Raw genomic sequence first — 19685 nt, 5'->3', positions numbered from 1 at the left:
AGAGGAGTACGGCGTGAAGCTCGTCCGCGACACCTGGCTGATCTTCCAGCAGGAGGCCGGCCTGATGGTGCGCAACCCGGTGATGGTGGCGTTCAGCCTGGCCCAGCCGATCACCTACCTGATCCTCTTCGCGCCGTTCCTCAAGGTGGTGATGGTCGACCGGGGCGCCTCGACCTACGCCGACGCGTACCGCATCTACGTACCCGGCCTGTTCGTGGCGATGGGCCTGTTCGGCGGCCTGTTCGCCGGTTACGGGCTGCTCAGCGCGCTGCGCGCGGGCATCATCGACAGGTGCCGGGTGACGCCGGTGAGCCGGACCGGCCTGCTGCTGGGCCGGGCGCTGATGCACGTGTGCCTCAACGTGGTGCAGGCCATGGTGGTCACGCTCGTGGCGCTGCCGTTCGGCCTGCGGGTGCACCTGGCGAACCTGCTGGTGTCGTACGCGCTGCTGTCGGTGATGGTGCTGCTGAGCACCTCGATCTCGTACGACATCGCGTTGCTGGTCCGCAACGAGAACAGCCTCGGCGTGCTGGTGAACACCGTCGGGCAGCCGGTGTCGCTGCTGGCCGGCGTGCTCATCCCGCTCGTGCTGGCGCCGATGTGGATCCAGCGGGTCGCGGTGTGGAATCCGTTCGCCTGGGCCACCGACGGCATGCGGGCGCTGTTCGCCGGCCAGATCACCCAGAGCGTGGTCTGGCAGGGCGCGCTCATCATGTCCGGGCTGGCCGCGGCGAGCCTGTTCTGGTCGTCGCGGCTGTTCAACCGCGACGTCTCCTGACCGAGCGTACATCGAGCATTGTCTCAGCGTGGCGGGCGCTCTAGCCTGATCGTGTCCCCGCCCGGCGGCCGGTACGCCGCCGGCGCGGCCGTGACGTGTGTCAGCTGAGGAGGCGACTCGTTTGGGTGCCGACAACTTCCGCGCGACGCTGGCGGCCGACATGGAGCTGGGCGCGGGCAACGTGCTGCTCCGGCTGGCCGAGCACGGCGCCGACATGGACATGCCCCGGGTGACGTTCGACGTCGACGTCGACGGCATCCCCGCCTGGACGCCGCTGTCGCTCGCCACCCTGACCGAGCGGGTCGCGGCGCGGGCGGCGTGGTTCCGGGCGCGCGGCGTCCGCCGGGCCGACCCGATCGCGGTGTACGTGACCTCGGCGCCGGACGTGTTCCTCAACTTCCTGGCGCTGACCTGGCTCGGCGCGATCCCGGCGCTGATGAACGGCAACATGCCGATCGAGCTGGCGGCCGAGTTCGTGCGGCGGCTGCGCGCCGCCGGGGTGGTGGTCGACGCCGACCACGCCGCCCTGGCCGGGCACGACCTCGGCGCGCCGGTCCTCGGCGACGCGGCGCAGACCGGCGCGGGCGACCCGGCGCAGGCCCCGCCGCACCACCGGCACCACCCGCAGGACCCGGTGGTCATCACCCACTCCTCGGGCACCACCCGGGTGCCGGCGGCGATCGTCCACTCGCACCACGGCCTGTTCGCCGCGATCCGCGCGGTCCGGCTCACCGAGTCCCGGCCGTACGGCGAGGTGCGGGAGATGTCCGCGCTGCCGGCCGCGCACGCCGCCGGCATCATCACGCTCAACCAGGCGCTCTGCAACGGCTACCAGCTGCTGTGCCTGTCCGCGCAGGGCGGCCCGTTCGCGCGCAGCGCCGAGACGATCCTCTCCGCGATCGAGCGGTGGCGCCCCACCGGCGTCTTCGGCTTCGCGGTGACCTGGTCCGAGCTGGCCCGGGTCGACCTCACCACCCGCGACCTCAGCTCGGTGCGCAACTGGTTCAACACCGGAGACTGCGCGCACGAGTCGCACGTACGCCGGCTGGTCGCGGTCGGCAGCCATCCCACGTACACCCGCGACGGCATGGTGGACGCCCCCGGCTCGAAGTTCGTCGACATGCTCGGCTCCACCGAGATGGGGCACGGCGCGTTCCGGATCACCCACCGGCTGGGCAGCGACCGGTACGACCGCTGTGTCGGCAAGCCGTACCCGTTCGCCGAGATCGCGCTGCTCGACGTGGAGACCGGTGAGGAGGTAGCGCCGGGGCAGGTGGGGCACGTCGGCCTGAAGTCGCCGACGCTGGCGCTCGGGTACTGGAACGACTCGGTCACCACGTACCGCACCCGGCTGGGCGGTTACTACCTCACCGGCGACCTGATGTACCGCGACGAGGCCGGCGACTACCACCACGTCGACCGGGCCAGCGACGCGGTCGACCTGGGCGGCGGGACCTGGCTGTACACCGCGCTGTCCGAGGAGCGCGTCCTGCGGCACTGCCCGGACGTCCGTGACTGCACTGTGGTCGCGGCGGCGGCCGAGGACGGCACGACCGTCACCGACGTGCTGCTCCTGCTCGCCGAGGACGCGGATCCGGCGCGCGACCGCACCGACCGGGTCCGGGCCGCGCTGGGCCCCGCGGTGGCCGCGACGCTGCGCCGGGTGGTGACCGTCCCCGACGACGACGTGGTCATGGGACCCACCGGCAAGGTCCGCAAGTTCCTGATGCGACAGCGCCTGCTCGCCGGCGCCGCGGCGCCCGGCGCCGGCTGAGCGGGGGAGATCGACACCTGGCGCGGCCGTGCCAGAATCTGGCCGTGTCCTACCTCCCCTCGCAGCCGTACCCGCCGATGCACGGCGTCGTCCCGCTGATCGCCTACCCGCACCCGATCACCCCGCCGCCGGGCTGCGGAGTGCTCGTGGTCTCGGTGAACCGGGGGCCGTACATGATTCCCGCGCCGGTCACCAGCCGCTTCAAGATCGACCGCCAGCTGGTCGCGATCCCGGGCGAGGGCACGTGGCACGTCGCCGTCCCGGCCGGCGGGCACGACGTCCGCTACACCGACTTCATGGGCGTCCCGCTGATGACCACGTCGCTCATGGTCCAGCCGGGAGCCGCCCACCACCTGGTGTTCCGCTTCGGCGGTTGGCGCAACCGGGTGCACGACGGGTACGGCACCGACGTGACGCGGTTCGGCCTGTGGTCGAACTACTCGGTCGCCCTCGTCACGCTCGTCGTCGGCGGGCTGGCCTGCTGCGGCGTGTTCGGGGTGATGCTGGGCTCGACCGGGTAGCGGTGCCCGGCGCGGGCCCGGCCTTGATCCGGAAAGCCGCCGAAACTTCCGGTCACCATCGCTTACTCGGCTCGTTCAAGAGACCTCCGGCAGGGCTGCGACAGCCTCACCCGGCAGCGCTAAGCCCTATTTGTGCCACTTCGGGTTTCCACAACATTTCCGGAACTTGTTGACACGGAGAAATGAGCCTCCAATACTGTGGCCATCGGCGTATCTCGATTGACGTCGATGTCCGTCCACCGCCGTGGCGCGCAGTCGCCCGTCCCGCCGTCCACCAGCGGACGGCCACATGCGGCTCGTGCCACCCGGCTGGCCGCGCCAGCCGGTCACAGGGAGGAAACCCGTCCATGAACGACGCCCCCGTCCGCACGGGCAACCGCAGGCGCGGACGCCTCCGGATGCTCTTCGGCGGCGCCTGTGCCGTGGCGCTGATCGCCGCCGGGACGACGGCGGTCACGTCCGGCCCGGCCTACGCCGACACCACCGTCACGTCGAACTCGACCGGCACCAACAACGGCTACTTCTATTCCTTCTGGAAAGACAGTGGCAACGTCTCCATGACCATGGGCAACGGTGGTCAGTACAGCACCCAATGGAGCAACATCAACAACTTCGTCGCCGGCAAGGGCTGGAACCCGGGCGGCCGCCGCACGGTCAGCTACTCCGGCAGCTTCAACCCGTCCGGCAACGCGTACCTGACGCTCTACGGGTGGACCCGCAACCCGCTCGTCGAGTACTACATCGTCGACAGCTGGGGCAGCTGGCGCCCGCCGGGCAGCGGCTACATGGGCTCGGTGTCCTCCGACGGCGGCACGTACGACATCTACCGCACCCAGCGGGTCAACGCCCCCTCGATCGAGGGCACGCGGACGTTCTACCAGTACTGGAGCGTCCGGCAGTCGAAGCGCGTGGGCGGCACCATCACCGCCGGCAACCACTTCGACGCCTGGTCCCGCTACGGCATGAACCTCGGTTCGCACGACTACCAGATCCTCGCCACCGAGGGCTACCAGAGCAGCGGCAACTCCAACATCACGATCGGCGGGACCAGCGGTAACCCGACCACCCCGCCGCCGAACAACGGTGGCTGCACGGTCAGTGTCAGCCGGGCCGAGGAGTGGGGCGACCGGTTCAACGTGACCTTCTCGGTCAGCGGCACCAGCAACTGGGTCGTCAGCATCCAGACCCAGGGCGGCCAGAGCCTGCAGAACAGCTGGAACGCCTCGGTCAGCGGCACCAGCGGCACGCTCACCGCGCGTCCCAATGGCAACGGCAACAACTTCGGCATCACGCTCTACAAGAACGGCAACAGCAACACGCCCACCGCGAGTTGCTCAGCCGCCTGAGCCCTCTTCCGGGGAGGGGGTGCCGCGCCTGGCGCGGCACCCCCGTTTTCGTGTGCGCGGACGGCCGCGGTGGCGGCCGACACACCTGGGCAGAAACTTGATTCATTCCAAAAGACCGGGCTAAGGTCGTCGCATGACGGCCGACTTCGAGACGCAGCTCCGGGCGGTCTCGTTGCGGGTGACCCGGCCCCGGCTGGCGGTGCTCGCGGCGTTGCGCGACCACCCGCACGTCGACACCGACACCGTGATCGCGCTGGTCCGCGCGGAGCAGCCCACCGTGTCCCACCAGGCGGTCTACGATGTGCTGCGGGCCCTCACCGACGCCGGGCTGATCCGGCGCATCCAGCCGGCCGGCGCCACGGCCCGCTACGAGTCTCGGGTGGGAGACAACCACCATCACGTCGTGTGCCGTTCCTGCGGCGCCATCGCCGACGTCGAGTGTGCCGTCGGCAGCGCCCCCTGTCTCACCGCCTCCGACGACCACGGTTTCGTGGTGGACGAGGCGGAGGTCGTCTACTGGGGCGCCTGCCCCGGCTGCGCGGCCGACCGCACCGCCCAGTGATCCGCCAGTTCGGAAGGAAACAGATGAGCGACACCCAGGACAACCGGCCCGTCAGCCCGCAGGGCGTGGACGCGAAGGAGGCGGCCGGCTGCCCGGTCGCGCACGACTCCGTGACCGCGCACGGCAGCGAGAGCGAGAACCCGGCGATCGACTCGCCGACCCCGAAGACCGGCGGTCGTCCGCGCAGCAACCGTGACTGGTGGCCCAACCAGCTCGACCTGTCGGTGCTGCACGCCCACTCGGACAAGGGCAACCCGCTCGGCCCGGAGTTCAGCTACGCCCGGGAGTTCGCCAAGCTCGACGTCGAGGCGCTCAAGCGGGACATCACCGAGGTCCTCACCACCTCGCAGGACTGGTGGCCGGCCGACTTCGGTCACTACGGCGGCCTGATGATCCGGATGAGCTGGCACGCCGCGGGCACCTACCGCATCGAGGACGGCCGCGGTGGCGCCGGCGACGGCGGTCAGCGGTTCGCCCCGCTGAACAGCTGGCCGGACAACGCCAACCTGGACAAGGCCCGCCGGCTGCTCTGGCCGGTCAAGCAGAAGTACGGCCAGAAGATCTCCTGGGCCGACCTGCTGGTGCTCGCCGGCAACGTCGCGCTGGAGTCGATGGGCTTCAAGACCTTCGGCTTCGGCTTCGGCCGTGAGGACGTCTGGGAGCCGGAGGAGATCTTCTGGGGCCCCGAGGACGCCTGGCTCGGCGACGAGCGCTACGCCTCCGAGAAGGAGATGGTGGCCGGCGTCGGCGCGACCGAGATGGGTCTGATCTACGTCAACCCGGAGGGCCCGCGCGGCAACGCCGACCCGCTCGCGGCGGCGCACTTCATCCGTGAGACGTTCCGCCGGATGGCGATGAACGACGAGGAGACCGTCGCGCTGATCGCCGGCGGCCACACGTTCGGCAAGACCCACGGCGCAGGCCCCGCCGACCAGCACGTCGGCCCCGAGCCGGAGGCCGCGCCGCTGGAGGCGCAGGGTCTGGGCTGGCTCAGCACGTACGGCGAGGGCAAGGGCGGCGACACGATCACCAGCGGTCTCGAGGTGACGTGGACCGACAAGCCGACGCAGTGGTCCAACCGGTTCTTCGAGATCCTCTTCGGCTACGAGTGGGAGCTGACCACCAGCCCGGGTGGCGCCAAGCAGTGGGTCGCCAAGGACGCCGAGGCGATCATCCCGGACGCCCACGACCCGTCGAAGAAGCACAAGCCGACGATGCTGACGACCGACCTGTCGCTGCGCGTCGACCCGGCGTACGAGAAGATCTCCCGCCGGTTCCTGGAGAACCCGGACGAGTTCGCGCTGGCGTTCGCCAAGGCCTGGTACAAGCTGCTGCACCGTGACATGGGCCCGGTCAGCCGCTTCCTCGGCCCGTGGGTGCCGGAGGCCCAGCTCTGGCAGGACCCGGTGCCGGCCGTCGCGCACGAGCTGGTGAACGACGCCGACGTCGCCGCGCTCAAGGCGAAGGTGCTGGAGTCCGGTCTCACCACCGCCCAGCTTGTCTCCACCGCCTGGGCCTCGGCCGCGAGCTACCGCTCCACCGACAAGCGCGGTGGCGCCAACGGTGCGCGGATCCGCCTGGAGCCGCAGCGCAACTGGGAGGTCAACCAGCCCGAGCAGCTCGCCACCGTGCTGGCCACGCTGGAGGGCATCCAGCAGGAGTTCAACGCCGCCGGCGGCGCCCAGATCTCCCTCGCCGACCTGATCGTGCTGGCCGGCTCGGCCGCTGTCGAGCAGGCGGCGCGCGACGCTGGCGTCGAGCTGACCGTGCCGTTCCACCCGGGGCGTACCGACGCCACCCAGGAGCAGACCGACGTCGAGTCGTTCCGGGTGATGGAGCCGCGCGCCGACGGGTTCCGCAACTACCTGCGGCCGGGCGAGAAGACCCAGCCGGAGGTGCTGCTCGTCGACCGGGCGTACATGCTGAACCTGACCGCGCCGGAGATGACCGTGCTGGTCGGCGGTCTGCGCGCGCTCGGCAACAACGTCGGCGGCGCGTCGCACGGCGTGCTCACCGACCGGCCCGGCGTGCTCACCAACGACTTCTTCGTCAACCTGCTCTCCCCGGGCACCCGGTGGAAGGCGTCGGAGTCCGAGGAGCACGTGTACGAGATCCGGGACCTGGCCACCGACCAGGTCAAGTGGACCGCCACCGCGGTCGACCTGATCTTCGGCTCCAACTCGCAGCTGCGGGCCCTCGCCGAGGTCTACGCCAGCGACGACGCGCGGGAGAAGTTCGTGCGTGACTTCGTCGCCGCCTGGACGAAGGTCATGGAGCTGGACCGCTTCGACCTGGCCTGATCTGCCGTCTCCGAGCGAGCCCCGGTCCGTCGCGCCGCGACGGACCGGGGCTCGTCCCGTGTCCGGCCGGTGTCGGGGACCAGCGGCGCACACCCGGCCCGCAAACGTTGGAAAATCTGCTCAGAAGTTGCGGTCGTCCCGCGAAGCGGTTTGTTTCGTCCCGAGCGTCGGGATCTCGGTCGAGCGCCGGATTGCTCGGTCCAGCGTGGATCGCCGCTGGTGGTCGGGGATCTGACCCCGCTCGTGTTGCCTGCGGGTTTCGAAAACTTTGCCGCAAGCTCTTGCAAAGACTTTCATGGATGGCGCATCGTGTTCGCTACCCGGGACGGCCGCCCCACCCCCCGCTCACCCTTTCGAACCCACGGAAGAGGTCCCCCAACCATGCTTTCCGTCAGGCCACACCCCCGTGGCCGCGCCGGTCGCCTGCTGCTCGCCGCCGCGCTCGTCGCGGCGGGCGGCACGGTTGCCGTCGCGGCTGCCACCACCACCGCCGCACCCGCCCGCGCCGCCGTCGTACTCAACGACAGCGAGGTGACCGCCAACCTCTGGGAATGGAACTGGACCTCGGTCGCCGCCGCCTGCACCGACCACCTCGGACCGGCCGGCTACGGCGCGGTGCAGGTGGCACCGCCGCAGGAGTCGGTGAAGCTGCCCGCCAGCGCCGACGGCGCCTACCCGTGGTACGAGGTGTACCAGCCGGTGTCGTACAAGCTGGACAGCCGGTTCGGCAACCGCCAGCAGTTCGCCGCGATGGTCACCGCCTGCCACAACGCCGGTGTGCGCGTCTACGTCGATGCGGTGGTCAACCACATGGCCGGCACCAACAACCCGGCCGGTACGCGCGGCTACGCCGGCACCGAGTTCTCCGGCTACAGCTACCCGGCCGTGCCGTACGGCGACGGCGACTTCCACCGCCCCGGCGACAACTGCCCGACCGGCGGCGCCATCAACGACTGGAACAACGAGGCCCAGGTGACCAGCTGTGAGCTGCTGTCGCTGTCGGACCTGTACACCGAGAAGGAAGCGGTCCGGAACAAGATCGCCGCGTACCTCAACGACCTGATCGGGCTCGGCGTCGACGGCTTCCGGGTCGACGCGGTCAAGCACATCCGCAAGGACGACTTCGCGGCCATCCTCGGCAAGCTGAACAACACGGTCGTCGAGGGCCGGCGCCCGTATGTCGCGCAGGAGATCTTCGACGGGGCGAGCAACTCCGCGCTGCAGGCCCGCGCGTACATCGCCAACGGCGACGTGCTCGACTTCGCGTACGCCAAGGGCGTCCGCTCGGCCTTCCAGGGCTCCATCTCGGCGCTGGCCAACGTGCCGAACTGGAACCTCGACGCGCCCGGCGCCAACGTCTTCGCCATGGTCACCAACCACGACCTGGAGCGCGACGGCGTGGTGCTGTCGTACAAGAACGGCACCGACTACGTGCTGGCCAACTACTTCGCACTGGCCTACCCGCACGGCAAGCCGTCGGTCTACGACAGCTTCACCTGGTCCAACCGCAACCAGTCCCCGCCGCACGACGGCACCGGACGGGTCACCGACACGGTCTGCGGCGCCGCCTGGACCTGCCTGAGCCGCACCACCGGCGTCAAGGGCATGGTCGGCTGGGCCAACGCCGCCCGCCCGGTGAAGACCGTCTCGGACTTCACCACGGTGAACAGCAACGTGATCGGCTTCCACCGGGGCGACCGGGCGTGGATCGGCATCAACGACTCCGGCTCCGCCACCACCGCCACCTTCACCACCGGGCTCGCCGACGGCCGGTACTGCGACGTCATCTCCGGCGTCGCCACCGGCAGCGGCTGCACCGGCTCCACGGTGACCGTGTCCGGCGGCCGGGCCACCGTGACCCTCCCCGCCAACGACGCGGTCGCGATCCACGTGAACGCCCGGCCGGGCGCGAGCCCGTCCCCGTCGGCCTCCCCGACCGTGTCGCCCACCGTGTCGCCCTCGCCGACCGTGTCCCCCACGGTGAGCCCGGGTGACCGGATCGCCACCACGTTCACCGTCACCGCGAACCTGGCCGCCGGGCAGGACGTCCGCGTCGTCGGCAGCATCCCCGCGCTGGGGTCGTGGACGCCCGCGAGCGGCGTCAAGCTCACCGCGCAGGGCGGCGGCGTCTACCGTGCCACCGTCGACCTGCCCCGGTCCACCGCGGTGGAGTACAAGTTCGTCAAGCTGACCGCCGCCGGCGCGGTCACCTGGGAGTCCGGCGCCAACCGGACGCTCACCACGCCGGCCACCGGCACGTACGCGGTGACCGAGACGTTCCGCGGTGACACGGTCTCCACGGCTGTGGCCACCACGTTCTCCGTCACCGCGACCACCGCCTACGGGCAGAACGTGTTCGTCGTCGGCAACATACCGGCGCTCGGCGGCTGGAACCCGGCCGCCGCCGTCGCGCTCTCCTCGGCCGCGTACCCGGTCTGGCGGGCCACCGTCGACCTGCCCGCGAACACCGCTGTCGAGTACAAGTACGTCAAGAAGAACCCGGACGGGACGGTGACCTGGGAGTCCGGCGCGAACCGGACGCTCACCACGCCGGCCGGCGGCACCCGGGCCGTCACCGACACCTGGCGCTGACGATCGTGCGGCCCGTCCCCCTCACCCCTGGGGACGGGCCGCATCCGCGCCGGTCAGACCGCCGCGAACGACCAGACCTGGGCCGGGTTGCCGAACCCGGTGCAGCGGTAGATCTGGACCGTCGCGCCGTCGGCGTCCGATCCACTCCGCACGTCCATGCACCGGCCACCGACCTGCGACTTGATCTGGTGCACCCCCGCGAACGAGTTCGGGTCGACCGTCCACTTCATGCTCGACGTGCCGGTGCAGGCCCACTGCTGCAACGGCGTGCCGTCGGCGTTCACCCCGTTGCGGACGTCCACGCACATGCCGCTGAACTGGTTGACGAACGTGTAGGTGTCCCTGCCCACCGGCGACCAGCGCTGCACGGCCTGGCCGTCACAGGTGCGCTGCACGACCCGGCCGCCGAGCGACGACGGGGCGCCGGACCGGTCCACCTCCAGGCACTTGCCGCTGCCGTAGTTGACGATGGCGTAGTGGCCGCTGGCGGCCTGTGCCGGCGGGCCGTACGCCACCCCGAACCCGGCGGCGAGCAGTCCCGCCGCCAGCACCCCGGCCGCTCTCTTCCCGATCATGGTGTCTCCCCTCGGAGTCGTGTCGTCGTCCCGGATCCGCCGGTGGTCACCGGCCGGACGACTGGGGAAGACGCTAGGGAGCCGCGACGGCACCCGGATCCGGGTTCCTCCTAGTCGACGAGGCCGCGCGGGCACCCTGTCGGGTTCGCGTCGCGCCCGCCCGGACGGACCACACCGGCGGCTAGCGTGCGGTCATGGGCAGCGGTCCGGCGCCGGCCGGTGCCGTCGGCACGGCCACGGACACCGGTGATGACGCCCTGCTCGGGCGCGCCGACGAGTGCCGGCGGCTCGGCGCGTTGCTGGCCGACGCGGTCGACGGTCACGGCGGCGCCCTGGTGCTGCGCGGTGCGGCAGGCGTGGGCAAGACGGCGCTGCTGGAGCACTGTGCCGCCCGGTCCACCGGGATGCGGGTGCTGCGCGCCACCGGCGCGCCGTTCGAGGCGGACCTGCCGTTCTCCGCGCTGCACCAACTGGCGCGGCCACTGCTGCACCGGCTCGGCGATCTGCCCGCGCAGGCCGACGCGCTGCGTACCGTATTCGCCATCGACGGCAGTTCCCGTCCGGTCAACCGGCTCGCCGCGTACGTGGCGACGCTGAGCCTGCTCACGACGGCGGCCGAGGACACGCCGGTGCTCTGCCTGGTCGACGACGCGCACTGGATCGACCCGGCCTCCGCCGAGGCGTTGCTGTTCACCGCCCGGCGGCTGCTCGCGGACCGGGTCGCCGTCGTCTTCGCGGCCCGCGACGCCCCCGCGTTCCCCGCGCCCGGCCTGCCGGAGCTGCCGCTGACCGGTCTGGCGCGCGACGACGCGATCCGGCTCGCCATGCGCGCCGGCCTGGACCGCCGGGTGGCCGCCGACCTGGCGGCGGCCACCGCCGGCAACCCGCTCGCGCTGACCGAGCTGCCGGCGACGCTGTCCGAGGAGCACCGCAACGGGTGGCTGCCGCTGCGGGAGCCTCTCGTGCTCGTCGAACGCATCGAGACGACCGTCCTGGCGCACGCCCGCGGGCTGCCCGACGACACCTGGCGTGCGCTCGTCGCCTGCGCGGTCACCGAGGTCACCACCCCGGCGCTGCTGGAGCGGATCCTGGTGGCGGACGGGCTGCGTCTGGGCGTGCTGGACCCGGCGGTCGACGCCGGGCTGATCCGGGTGACCGACCGTGAGGTGACGTTCCGCCATCCGCTGACCCGCGCCGCGGTGCACTCGGTCGCCGGCCCCGGCCGGCGGCGGGCCGCCCACCTGGCGGTGGCCGCCGCGCTCACCGGCGACGACACCGCCGACCGCCGGGCCTGGCATCTCGCGGCCGCCACCACCGTGCCCGACGAGGGCGTCGCCGCGTTGCTGGCCGACTCCGCCGAGCGGGCGCAACGCCGGGGCGGCGTGGTGGCCGAGGCACGCGCCTACGAACGGTCCGCCCGTCTCACCCCGGACCCGGACGTACGCGCGTCCCGGCTCGCCGCCGCGTCGCGCGCCTGGGCCAACGCCGGCGCGAGCCGGCACGCGATCACGCTGGGGGAGGAGGCGATCGGACTGACCCGGCGCGCCGACCTGCGCTGCCGGGTCAAGCCGTTGCTCGCCCACCTGGCGCAGCAGCACGGTGACACGGCGGGCGCCGAGGCGTACCTGGCCGACGCGCAGGCGTACGCGCAAGCGGATCCGCTCGGCGCGGCCCGGCTGATGAGCGCCCGCGTCAACCAGTTCTGGGCGCGGCTGGACGTCACCGGCATGGTGCCGCTGTGTGCGCGGGTGGCCGAGCTGGCCGCCGCGGACGCGGGCGCGACCTGGCCGAAGGGCCCGATCCGGCTGGCCGCGGCACAGGTGCTGGCCGGGCTGCCCGAAGGGGTCGCGTCGGCCCGTGCCCTGGTCGCCGCCTGCGCCGGCCACGCCGACGGCTCGGCAGCGGAGCTGGCCGAGGTGTTCTGCTGGCTCGGGGACCACGACACCGCGCGGGCGCTGCTGGAACCGGAGATCGACCGGGCCCGCGCCGCAGACGACGTGTTCCTGCTGGCGTACGCCCTGCCCCGGCTCGCCGGGCTGGAGTGGCGCACCGGCCGGCTGCACGCGGCGTACCAGGCCGCCGCTGAGGCGGTCCGGATCGCCGAGCAGGTGGCGCTTCCGGTGCTGCGGGCGGAGGCGCTGGCCGCGCTGGCCCTGGTGGAGGCGCTGCTCGGCGAGGAGCCGGAGGCGCTCGCGCACGTCGAGGACGCCCGCCGGCTCCTGCCGGGCGAGTTCCGCGAGATCGAGGTCCGGCTCCGCTACGCCACCGGGATCGCGGCGGTGGTGGGGGCGCGCTGGCAGGACGCCGTGACCGAGCTGGAACGGGTCCGCCGGGCCCAGCGCGACGGAGGCATCGCCGAACCGGGGTGGCTGCCCGTCGCGGCCGAGCTGGCCGAGGCGTACGCGCACCTGTCCGACCCGCAGCGGTCGGCGCGGCGGCTGCGCGACCTGGCCGGGGCCGGCGGTGCCGCCGCCCGCGCCGCCGCCGCGCGCGTCGAGGGCCTGCTCGCCGGCGAACCGGACCTGGACGAGGTCTTCGCGGCGGCGCTGGCCCGGTGCGATCCCGCCGTCGTCCCGCTGGAACGGGCCCGGACGCTGCTCAGCTACGGGCAGCGGCTGCGCCGGGCCCGGCGCCGCCGGGACGCGCGGGTCCAGTTGCACGCCGCGCTGCGGTTGTTCGAGGCGCTCGGCGCGCAGGGCTGGGCGCGGCGGTGCCGCACCGAGATCGACGCCACCGGCCGGCGGCCGCCCGAGCCCGGCGACCGGACCGTCGACCGGCTGACCGGCCAGGAACGCCTGATCGCCCTGCACGTGGCGGAGGGCCTGACGAACCGGGAGATCGCGGCCCGGGTCTTCCTGTCGCCGAAGACCGTCGAGTACCACCTCGGCAACGTCTACCGGAAGCTTCGGCTGCGCTCCCGGCCGGAGCTGATCCGCCACCTGTCCGGCCCGCCGGCCGCGGGCTGACGACCCGGCCGGGCGGCCGCCAGTGCCGCGGCCAGGCACGCCACGGCGGCGAGTACCAGCGGCGGCCGGCCGCCGACCGCGACCGCCGCCGACCCGAGCGGGATGGCCAGCGTGATCGGGCCGAACATCACCGTGTTCGCCGTCCCGGCGACCCGCCCGAGCATCTCCCGCGGCGTGTACGTCTGCACGGCGGTGACCGCCGCGACGAGCGTCCACGGCAGACCGACGCCGATCACCACCGAGGCGGCGACCGTGCCCGGCCACCACGGCAGGCAGCGTCCCAGACAGCCGGCCGCGAACAGGACCGCGCCGGCGACCCCCACCGTGATCTCGCCGTGGCGGCGGACGAGCCGGCCGACGACCAGCCCGGCGAGCAGCGATCCGCCACCCTGCGCGCCGGCCAGCACGCCGAGGAAGGTGGACGGCAGCCCGAGGCCGGTCACCACCACGTCGTACAGCGCCGCGGTGGTGAAGCCGGACATCGCGATGGACGCCGCCGCGAGCGCCACCGGCACGCGTACCGCCCGCCGGGCCAGGAGCGCGGTCAGCCCGGCCCGCAGCCCCACCGCGGGTGCGGTCGGGGGAGCGGACGCCGCCCGGGCCAGGCGTAACGCGCCGTACAGGGCGGCCACGAGCACCGGTACGACGGCGGCGAGCACCGCGACGACGTGCCCGCCCCGCCACGCGTACAGGCCCGCCCCGGCCAGCGGCGCGACCAGCTTCACGCCCTCCTGCGCGCTCGACCGCCAGCCGTTGACGTCGGCCAGCCGGGCCGGTGGGAGCGCGGCGGGCAGCAGCGCAGTCTCGCCGGCGTCGACGAGCACGTATCCGATCCCGTAGGCGAGCGAGACGGCGTAGATCAGCCACGCCTGGCCGGGCCCGCGCACCGCCAGCAGGCTCAGCAGCGCGGCGGCGAGAGCGAGGTTGACGCCGACCACCAGGGGACGCCGGGGGACCCGGTCGAGCAGGCCGCCGAGCCAGGGGCCGGCCAGCGTCGGGGCGTAGACGCAGAGACCGGCCAGCGCCGCGAGCCCGGTGGAGCCGGTCAGGTCCAGGATCCAGATGCCGGAGACCAGGGCCATGGCGCTGCCGCCCAGGCCGGACAGCAGCGAGACGGCCACGAACAGGACGGCGTTGCGGCGCATGGGTCCCCCGAGAGTTGAGCCTGGAGGACTCATCCTCGGAACATGAGCCGGGGCGTGGCAACACTTCGGAGCTACGTCAATTTCTTGTTGACAGTGTCGCCGTGATGCGCCCGGCGGCGTCGCGTACCGGAGGCGGCAGCCGGAGTCCGGCCCCGGCGAGATCGTCGGCGAGGTGCGCGGCCAGCGCGTACAGCGGCCCGGCGGGGGCGTCGAGCGCGAGCGCGCAGGTACGGCGCGTCAACGCCGCGCGGGGGAAGCGCCCGTCCCACGCGCGGTCCGTCTCGATCCAGCGGCGCAGGTCGGCGACCGCCGTCCGCAGCACGGGCAGGTCGGGGGCGCCGGCCGGGTCGAGCCGGGTCACGCGGGCCCGCCGGGCCGCCGCGAGACGCTGCCGGCGCTGCTCGGCGGCCTGCCGGCTGCCCAGGCCCAGCGCCCGCGCGATGTCGGCCCAGGTGGCGCCGTCGTGCCGGGCCCGGTCGATCAGGTCCAGCTCGCGGTCGTCCAGCCGGACCCGGGTCGCGGCGATCTCGGACAGGTCGGCCAGGCTCACTCGTCAACGCTACATTGACACGGGCCCGAGAAGGTCAGTCCTCCGGCCGTCGCGCGGCAAACCGGGCTGGTGTCTCAGCGCGGCGGCGAGACGTACAGGCCCGTCCGGCAGCCGGTCTCGCCCGGCTCCAGCCAGATCCGGTCGTACCCGGGGGATTCGATCTTCCCGGCCGGGGTGCGGACGAGCAGGAGGCAGTCCCGTTCGGCCGGTACGCCGACGGCGGCGACGAGCGCGCCCTCGTGCACCGTCGTGTCGACGGTGATCCAGTCCTGCGGGAACGCCGCCCGCACCGCGCCCGCAAGGGTGTCCGGGGTGGCGGTACGCAGCACGGCGGTGAGCCGCTGCCGCCCGTCCTCGGGCACCTTCGGCACCGGCGCGGCGGTGGGGGGCGGGGGAGCAGCCCCGCTCGGACAGTCGATCTCGTGGTACGTCGTGTAGCGGTAGAGCTGGAACTCGTACCGGTAGCAGCGGGTGGCGTCGCCGGCGCTGTTGCTCGCGCCGCCGACCGACACCGGCGGTCGTTCCGGCACCGTCACCACGAACCGCACGTCGACGGTGGCCCGCTCGTCTCTGGCGGTGCGGCCGGACCAGGCCAGGGCCTCCCGCCGGACGGTCTCGTCATCGCTCAACGCGGTGCCCTGCGGCTGCTGGACGATCTCGGCCGCCGCGATCGACCCGGCGTCGCGGACCCGGTTGCGGTGCCCGAGCTCCGTGTTGAGCTGCTTCGCCTCCGCCGCCGCGACGTCGCGCGCCAGTTCGTCGCCGCTCTCCTCGCCGAATCCCCTTCCGCATCCGACCGACGCGAGCAGGAGCACCGCGAGCGCCCAGCGGACCGGCCGGTGACGGGACGGGGGTGTCGGGCCGGCGGCGCTGCGTGTCCGGTTCACCGCACGGACGTTACCGACGAGTCGGACGCCGCGCTGCCCCGTACCGCGGGGGCCGTTGGTCCCGGGTCCGACAGGCCCTCGGCCCTGCGAGCCGCGCCCGCGCACCCGGCATGCTGGGAGTGCCCGGCGCGGGCGGTGACGACATGGAGGCAATGTGGTGATCAACGGCGGGCAGGGCACGGTGACGCCCACCGAGATCTCTCCGGCCCCCGCGACCGGGCTCGGCTCGGCCGAGGCGGCCGCCCGGCTGCGCGCCGACGGGCCGAACACGGTGGCCGCGCCACGCAAGCGCGGGCTGGCCGGCCGGATCTTCCGTCAGCTCACCGATCCGCTGGTGGCGCTGCTGCTGGCCGCCGCCGTGGTGACCACGCTGCTGCGCGACTACCCCGACACCGCGGTGATCGTGCTGGTCGTCCTGATCAACACGGCGATCGGCGTGGTGCAGGAGGTACGCGCCGACCGGGCGGTGGCGGCGCTGGACCGGCTCGCGGCGCCGACCGCGCGGGTGGTCCGCGACGGCCGTGACCTCGTGCTCCCCGCCGCCGACCTGGTCCGGGGCGATCTGGTCCGGCTGGAGGCCGGCGACGTGGTGCCCGCCGACCTGGACCTCACCGACGCGGTACGGCTCAGCCTGGACGAGTCGGCGCTCACCGGTGAGTCGGTGGCGGTGACCCGGGTCGCGGGGGAGGAGGCGAGCGCCGGCACGGTGGTCACCACCGGCCGCGCCACCGGGACCGTGGTACGCACCGGCGCGGCGAGCGCGCTGGGCCGCATCAGCGCCCTGGTCGCGGCGACCCGCCCGGCGCCCACCCCGCTGCAACGCCGCCTGTCCTCGCTCGGCCGGGTGCTCGGGCTGACCGCCGTGGTGCTCTCCGGGCTGGTCTTCGCACTCGGCGTGTTCGACGGACGCCCGGTCACGCAGATGGCGGTCACCGCGGTGAGCCTCGTGGTGGCGGCCGTACCGGAGTCGCTGCCCGCCGTCGTCACGCTCGCGCTCGCCCTGGGCGCACGCCGGATGGCCGGCAGCCGGGCCATTCCCCGGCGGCTGCACGCGGTGGAGACCCTCGGGTCGGTCACCGTGATCGCCTCCGACAAGACCGGCACGCTCACCGAGGGCCGGATGGCGGTGCAGCACGCGGTCGTGCCCGGCCGCGACCGCTACGCCGTGACCGGCACCGGCTACGCGCCCGACGGCGAGGTGCGCCACCGGGGCGAGCCGGTGAGCGCCCCGGACGAGCTGCGCGCCCTCGCCCGCGCCGGGCTGCTCTGCAACGACGCCACGCTGACCCCGCCGACCGGCGAACGGCCGGAGTGGACAGCGATCGGCGACCCGCTGGAGGCCGCGCTCGTCACGTTCGCGGCCCGCTGCGGTCTGGACCCGGAGACCACCCGCGAGGCCTGGCCCCGGGTCGCGGAGGCCCCGTTCGACCAGGACCTGCGCCGGATGACCACCGTGCACCGCCGCTGCGACGGGCGCTACCTCGTGGTCTGCAAGGGCGCGCCGGAGAACCTGCTGGCCCCGCCGCTGATGGACGCCGGCGCCGAGGAGCTGGCCGAGCTGACCGATGCCGCGCACCGGCTCGCCGCCGAAGGGCTGCGGGTGCTGGCGGTGGCCTCGGCCGTGGTCGACACGCTGCCGGACCCGGCCCGGCCGACCGGCCTGCGCCCGCTGGGCCTGGTCGCGGTCGGCGACCCGCTGCGCACGGCGGCACCCGGCATCGCGGCGGGCTTCGAGCAGGCCGGCATCCGGCTGGTCCTGATCACCGGCGACCACCCGGCGACGGCCGCCGCCATCGGCGGCCGGCTCGGGCTCTGGCGCGACGGCGACCCGCTCGCCAACGGCGACGACGGCGACCCGGGCGGCGCCCACCCCGACACCCGGGTGTACGCGCGGACCCAGCCGGAGCAGAAGCTCGACATCATCGCCGGCCTTCAGGACCGGGGACACGTCGTGGCGATGACCGGCGACGGCGTCAACGACGCCCCGGCGCTGCGCCGGGCGGACATCGGCGTGGCGATGGGCGGCGGCACCGAGGTAGCCCGGCAGGCCGCCGACCTGGTGCTCGTCGACGACGACCTGACCACCGTGGCGACCGCCATCGGCGAGGGCCGCCGGATCTACGACAACATCCGCCGGTTCCTGCGCTACGCGCTCGCCGGCGGGGTCGCCGAGATCGCGGTGATGCTGCTCGGACCGCTGGTCGGCCTGCCGGTGCCGCTGCTGCCGGCGCAGATCCTCTGGATCAACCTGCTCACCCACGGCGTACCCGGGGTGGCGCTGGGCGCGGAGCCGGCCGAGCCGGGCACGCTGCGCCGCCGTCCCCGCTCGCCGCAGGAGTCCGTGCTCGGCGGCGGCCTCGGCCGGGACGTGCTGGTCACCGGCGCGCTCATCGCCGCCGCGACGCTCGGCGCCGGCGTGTGGGCCGCCGCGGCGGACCGGCCGTGGCAGTCGGTGGTCTTCGTGGTGCTCGGCCTCGCCCAGCTCGGCGTGGCGCTGGCCGTCCGCGCGACCCGGGCGCCCGGCTCGCGGGAGCACAACCGCGCCCTGCCGGTGGCGGTCGCGATCTCCGCGGTCCTCCAAGTCGCCGGCGTGCTGCTGCCGCCGCTGCGCGAGCTGCTCGGCACGTCCCCGCTGAGCGCGCTCGACCTGCTCGCCTGCGCCGCGATCGGCGTCCTGCCCGGGCTGGTGCTGCGGCTGACCCGCCGCTCCGGCACGGCCGACGGGACCGACGGCCCTCGCGCCGGGACCCAGGACCCTGCCCGGCCGGCCGCCGGACGGGCAGGCTGAGGACAGTGAAGGAGGCGTCATGACAATCCATTCGCAGGCCCCCGTCGTGGTGGGCGTGGACGGGTCGGCCACCGCCCTGGACGCGGTCCGGGTCGCCGCCCGCGAGGCCGCCGACCGGAACCGGCCGCTGCAGGTGGTGCACGCGTTCATCTGGCCGCTGACCCGCGCGCCGCTCACCCCGGCCCCGGGCGCGCCCGCCGGCGCCGGCCTGCGCAACCAGGCCGAACGGTGCGTCGCCGAGGCGGTCGCCGAGGCCGGCAAGGTCGCGCCGGACGTACCGGTCACCGGCGTGGTGGTCGACGGCGCGCCGGCCGCGGTGCTGGTCGCCGAGTCCCGCGACGCCGCGCTGATCGTGCTCGGACACCGTGGCCTGGGCGGCTTCGCCGGCCTGCTCATCGGCTCGGTCACGCTCCAGGTGTCCGCCCGCGCCCACTGCCCGGTGCTGGTGACGCGCGGCGAGGCACGCGCCGACGGCCCGGTCGTGGTCGGCGTGGACGGCTCCGAGCTGTCCACCGCGGCGGTCGGGTTCGCGTACGAGGAAGCCGCCCGCCGGGGCGCCTCGCTGATCGTGGTGCACGCCTGGCTGTACCCCACTCCGATGGGCCCCGGCGACATCCTGCCCCTGGTGTACGACCCGGAGGCGCTCGCCGAGGAGTCCCGGCGCGTCGTCGCCGAGTCTGTCGCCGGCTGGTCGCAGCGTTACCCCGACGTGCCGGTGCGGCAGCGGTCGATCCGCGGCGCCCCGGCCCGGGTGCTGGTCGAGGAGTCGAAGGACGCCCAGCTGGTGGTGGTCGGGGCGCACGGCCGTGGCGCGTTGGGCGGGCTGCTGCTCGGCTCGGTCAGCCACGCGGTGCTGCACCACGCCCACTCGCCGCTGGTGATCGTCCGCGACGCCGCCTGA

14 protein-coding genes are annotated in these 19685 nt (G+C 73.7%); 10 read left to right on the top strand and 4 right to left on the bottom strand.

Annotation, left to right across the window (positions count from 1 at the left end; genetic code table 11):
• Positions 1-13 precede the first annotated feature (13 nt).
• The 7 genes from DQE82_RS14585 to DQE82_RS14555 all read left to right on the top strand — a co-directional run bounded on the left by DQE82_RS14585 (position 14) and on the right by DQE82_RS14555 (position 9873).
• A complete protein-coding gene (locus DQE82_RS14585) occupies positions 14-778 on the top strand; it encodes an ABC transporter permease (protein WP_030499122.1) in 765 nt (254 codons plus the stop codon).
• Between the two features lie 121 nt (positions 779-899).
• Complete coding sequence (locus tag DQE82_RS14580) at positions 900-2552, top strand: class I adenylate-forming enzyme family protein (protein WP_043323274.1); 1653 nt, start codon at positions 900-902, stop codon at positions 2550-2552.
• A 44-nt stretch (positions 2553-2596) separates the two neighbouring features.
• Entirely contained in the window at positions 2597-3073 is a 477-nt protein-coding gene (locus DQE82_RS14575) for a hypothetical protein (protein ID WP_043323276.1), read from the top strand.
• Between the two features lie 347 nt (positions 3074-3420).
• Positions 3421-4419, top strand: coding sequence for a glycoside hydrolase family 11 protein (locus DQE82_RS14570; RefSeq protein ID WP_064445607.1), 999 nt, complete (start codon positions 3421-3423; stop codon positions 4417-4419).
• A gap of 133 nt (positions 4420-4552) precedes the next feature.
• Entirely contained in the window at positions 4553-4981 is a 429-nt protein-coding gene (locus DQE82_RS14565) for a Fur family transcriptional regulator (RefSeq protein WP_030499126.1), read from the top strand.
• A 23-nt stretch (positions 4982-5004) separates the two neighbouring features.
• On the top strand, positions 5005-7281 hold the full coding sequence (katG, locus tag DQE82_RS14560; protein WP_113972965.1) for a catalase/peroxidase HPI: 2277 nt from the start codon (positions 5005-5007) through the stop codon (positions 7279-7281).
• A 381-nt stretch (positions 7282-7662) separates the two neighbouring features.
• Positions 7663-9873, top strand: a complete 2211-nt coding sequence (locus DQE82_RS14555) for a carbohydrate-binding module family 20 domain-containing protein (protein WP_113972964.1) — start codon at positions 7663-7665, stop codon at positions 9871-9873.
• Positions 9874-9926: 53 nt separating this feature from the next.
• On the opposite strand, the gene DQE82_RS14550 is transcribed toward DQE82_RS14555, so the two are convergent.
• Positions 9927-10448 (bottom strand): RICIN domain-containing protein, encoded by a 522-nt coding sequence (locus DQE82_RS14550; RefSeq protein WP_043323284.1) that lies wholly within the window; start codon positions 10446-10448, stop codon positions 9927-9929.
• Positions 10449-10642: 194 nt separating this feature from the next.
• On the opposite strand from DQE82_RS14550, the gene DQE82_RS14545 reads away from it, so the two are divergent.
• Positions 10643-13414 (top strand): LuxR family transcriptional regulator, encoded by a 2772-nt coding sequence (locus DQE82_RS14545; protein WP_113972963.1) that lies wholly within the window; start codon positions 10643-10645, stop codon positions 13412-13414.
• Here the strand turns inward: DQE82_RS14545 and DQE82_RS14540 are convergent.
• From DQE82_RS14540 to DQE82_RS14530, 3 genes are all read right to left on the bottom strand, one after another.
• Entirely contained in the window at positions 13342-14559 is a 1218-nt protein-coding gene (locus DQE82_RS14540) for an MFS transporter (RefSeq protein WP_113972962.1), read from the bottom strand. The two genes, DQE82_RS14545 and DQE82_RS14540, sit on opposite strands and share 73 nt — an antisense overlap.
• A gap of 76 nt (positions 14560-14635) precedes the next feature.
• On the bottom strand, positions 14636-15109 hold the full coding sequence (locus DQE82_RS14535; protein ID WP_113972961.1) for a hypothetical protein: 474 nt from the start codon (positions 15107-15109) through the stop codon (positions 14636-14638).
• A gap of 74 nt (positions 15110-15183) precedes the next feature.
• Positions 15184-15996, bottom strand: coding sequence for a hypothetical protein (locus DQE82_RS14530; protein WP_233514668.1), 813 nt, complete (start codon positions 15994-15996; stop codon positions 15184-15186).
• 154 nt (positions 15997-16150) lie between these two features.
• Between DQE82_RS14530 and DQE82_RS14525 the strand changes: the two genes are divergently transcribed.
• Together DQE82_RS14525 and DQE82_RS14520 are read left to right on the top strand one after the other, a co-directional pair.
• The gene (locus DQE82_RS14525) at positions 16151-18784 is read left to right on the top strand and encodes a cation-transporting P-type ATPase (RefSeq protein ID WP_304466109.1); all 2634 of its coding nucleotides are present in this window, start codon (positions 16151-16153) and stop codon (positions 18782-18784) included.
• Positions 18785-18803: 19 nt separating this feature from the next.
• On the top strand, positions 18804-19685 hold the full coding sequence (locus tag DQE82_RS14520) for a universal stress protein (RefSeq protein ID WP_064445613.1): 882 nt from the start codon (positions 18804-18806) through the stop codon (positions 19683-19685).

Origin of the sequence: Micromonospora sp. LHW51205 (assembly GCF_003315815.1) — a bacterium.
Classification (GTDB): domain Bacteria; phylum Actinomycetota; class Actinomycetes; order Mycobacteriales; family Micromonosporaceae; genus Micromonospora; species Micromonospora chalcea.
The sequence above is the reverse complement of the archived record's forward strand: the minus strand, read 5'-3'. Positions and strand labels throughout refer to the sequence as shown.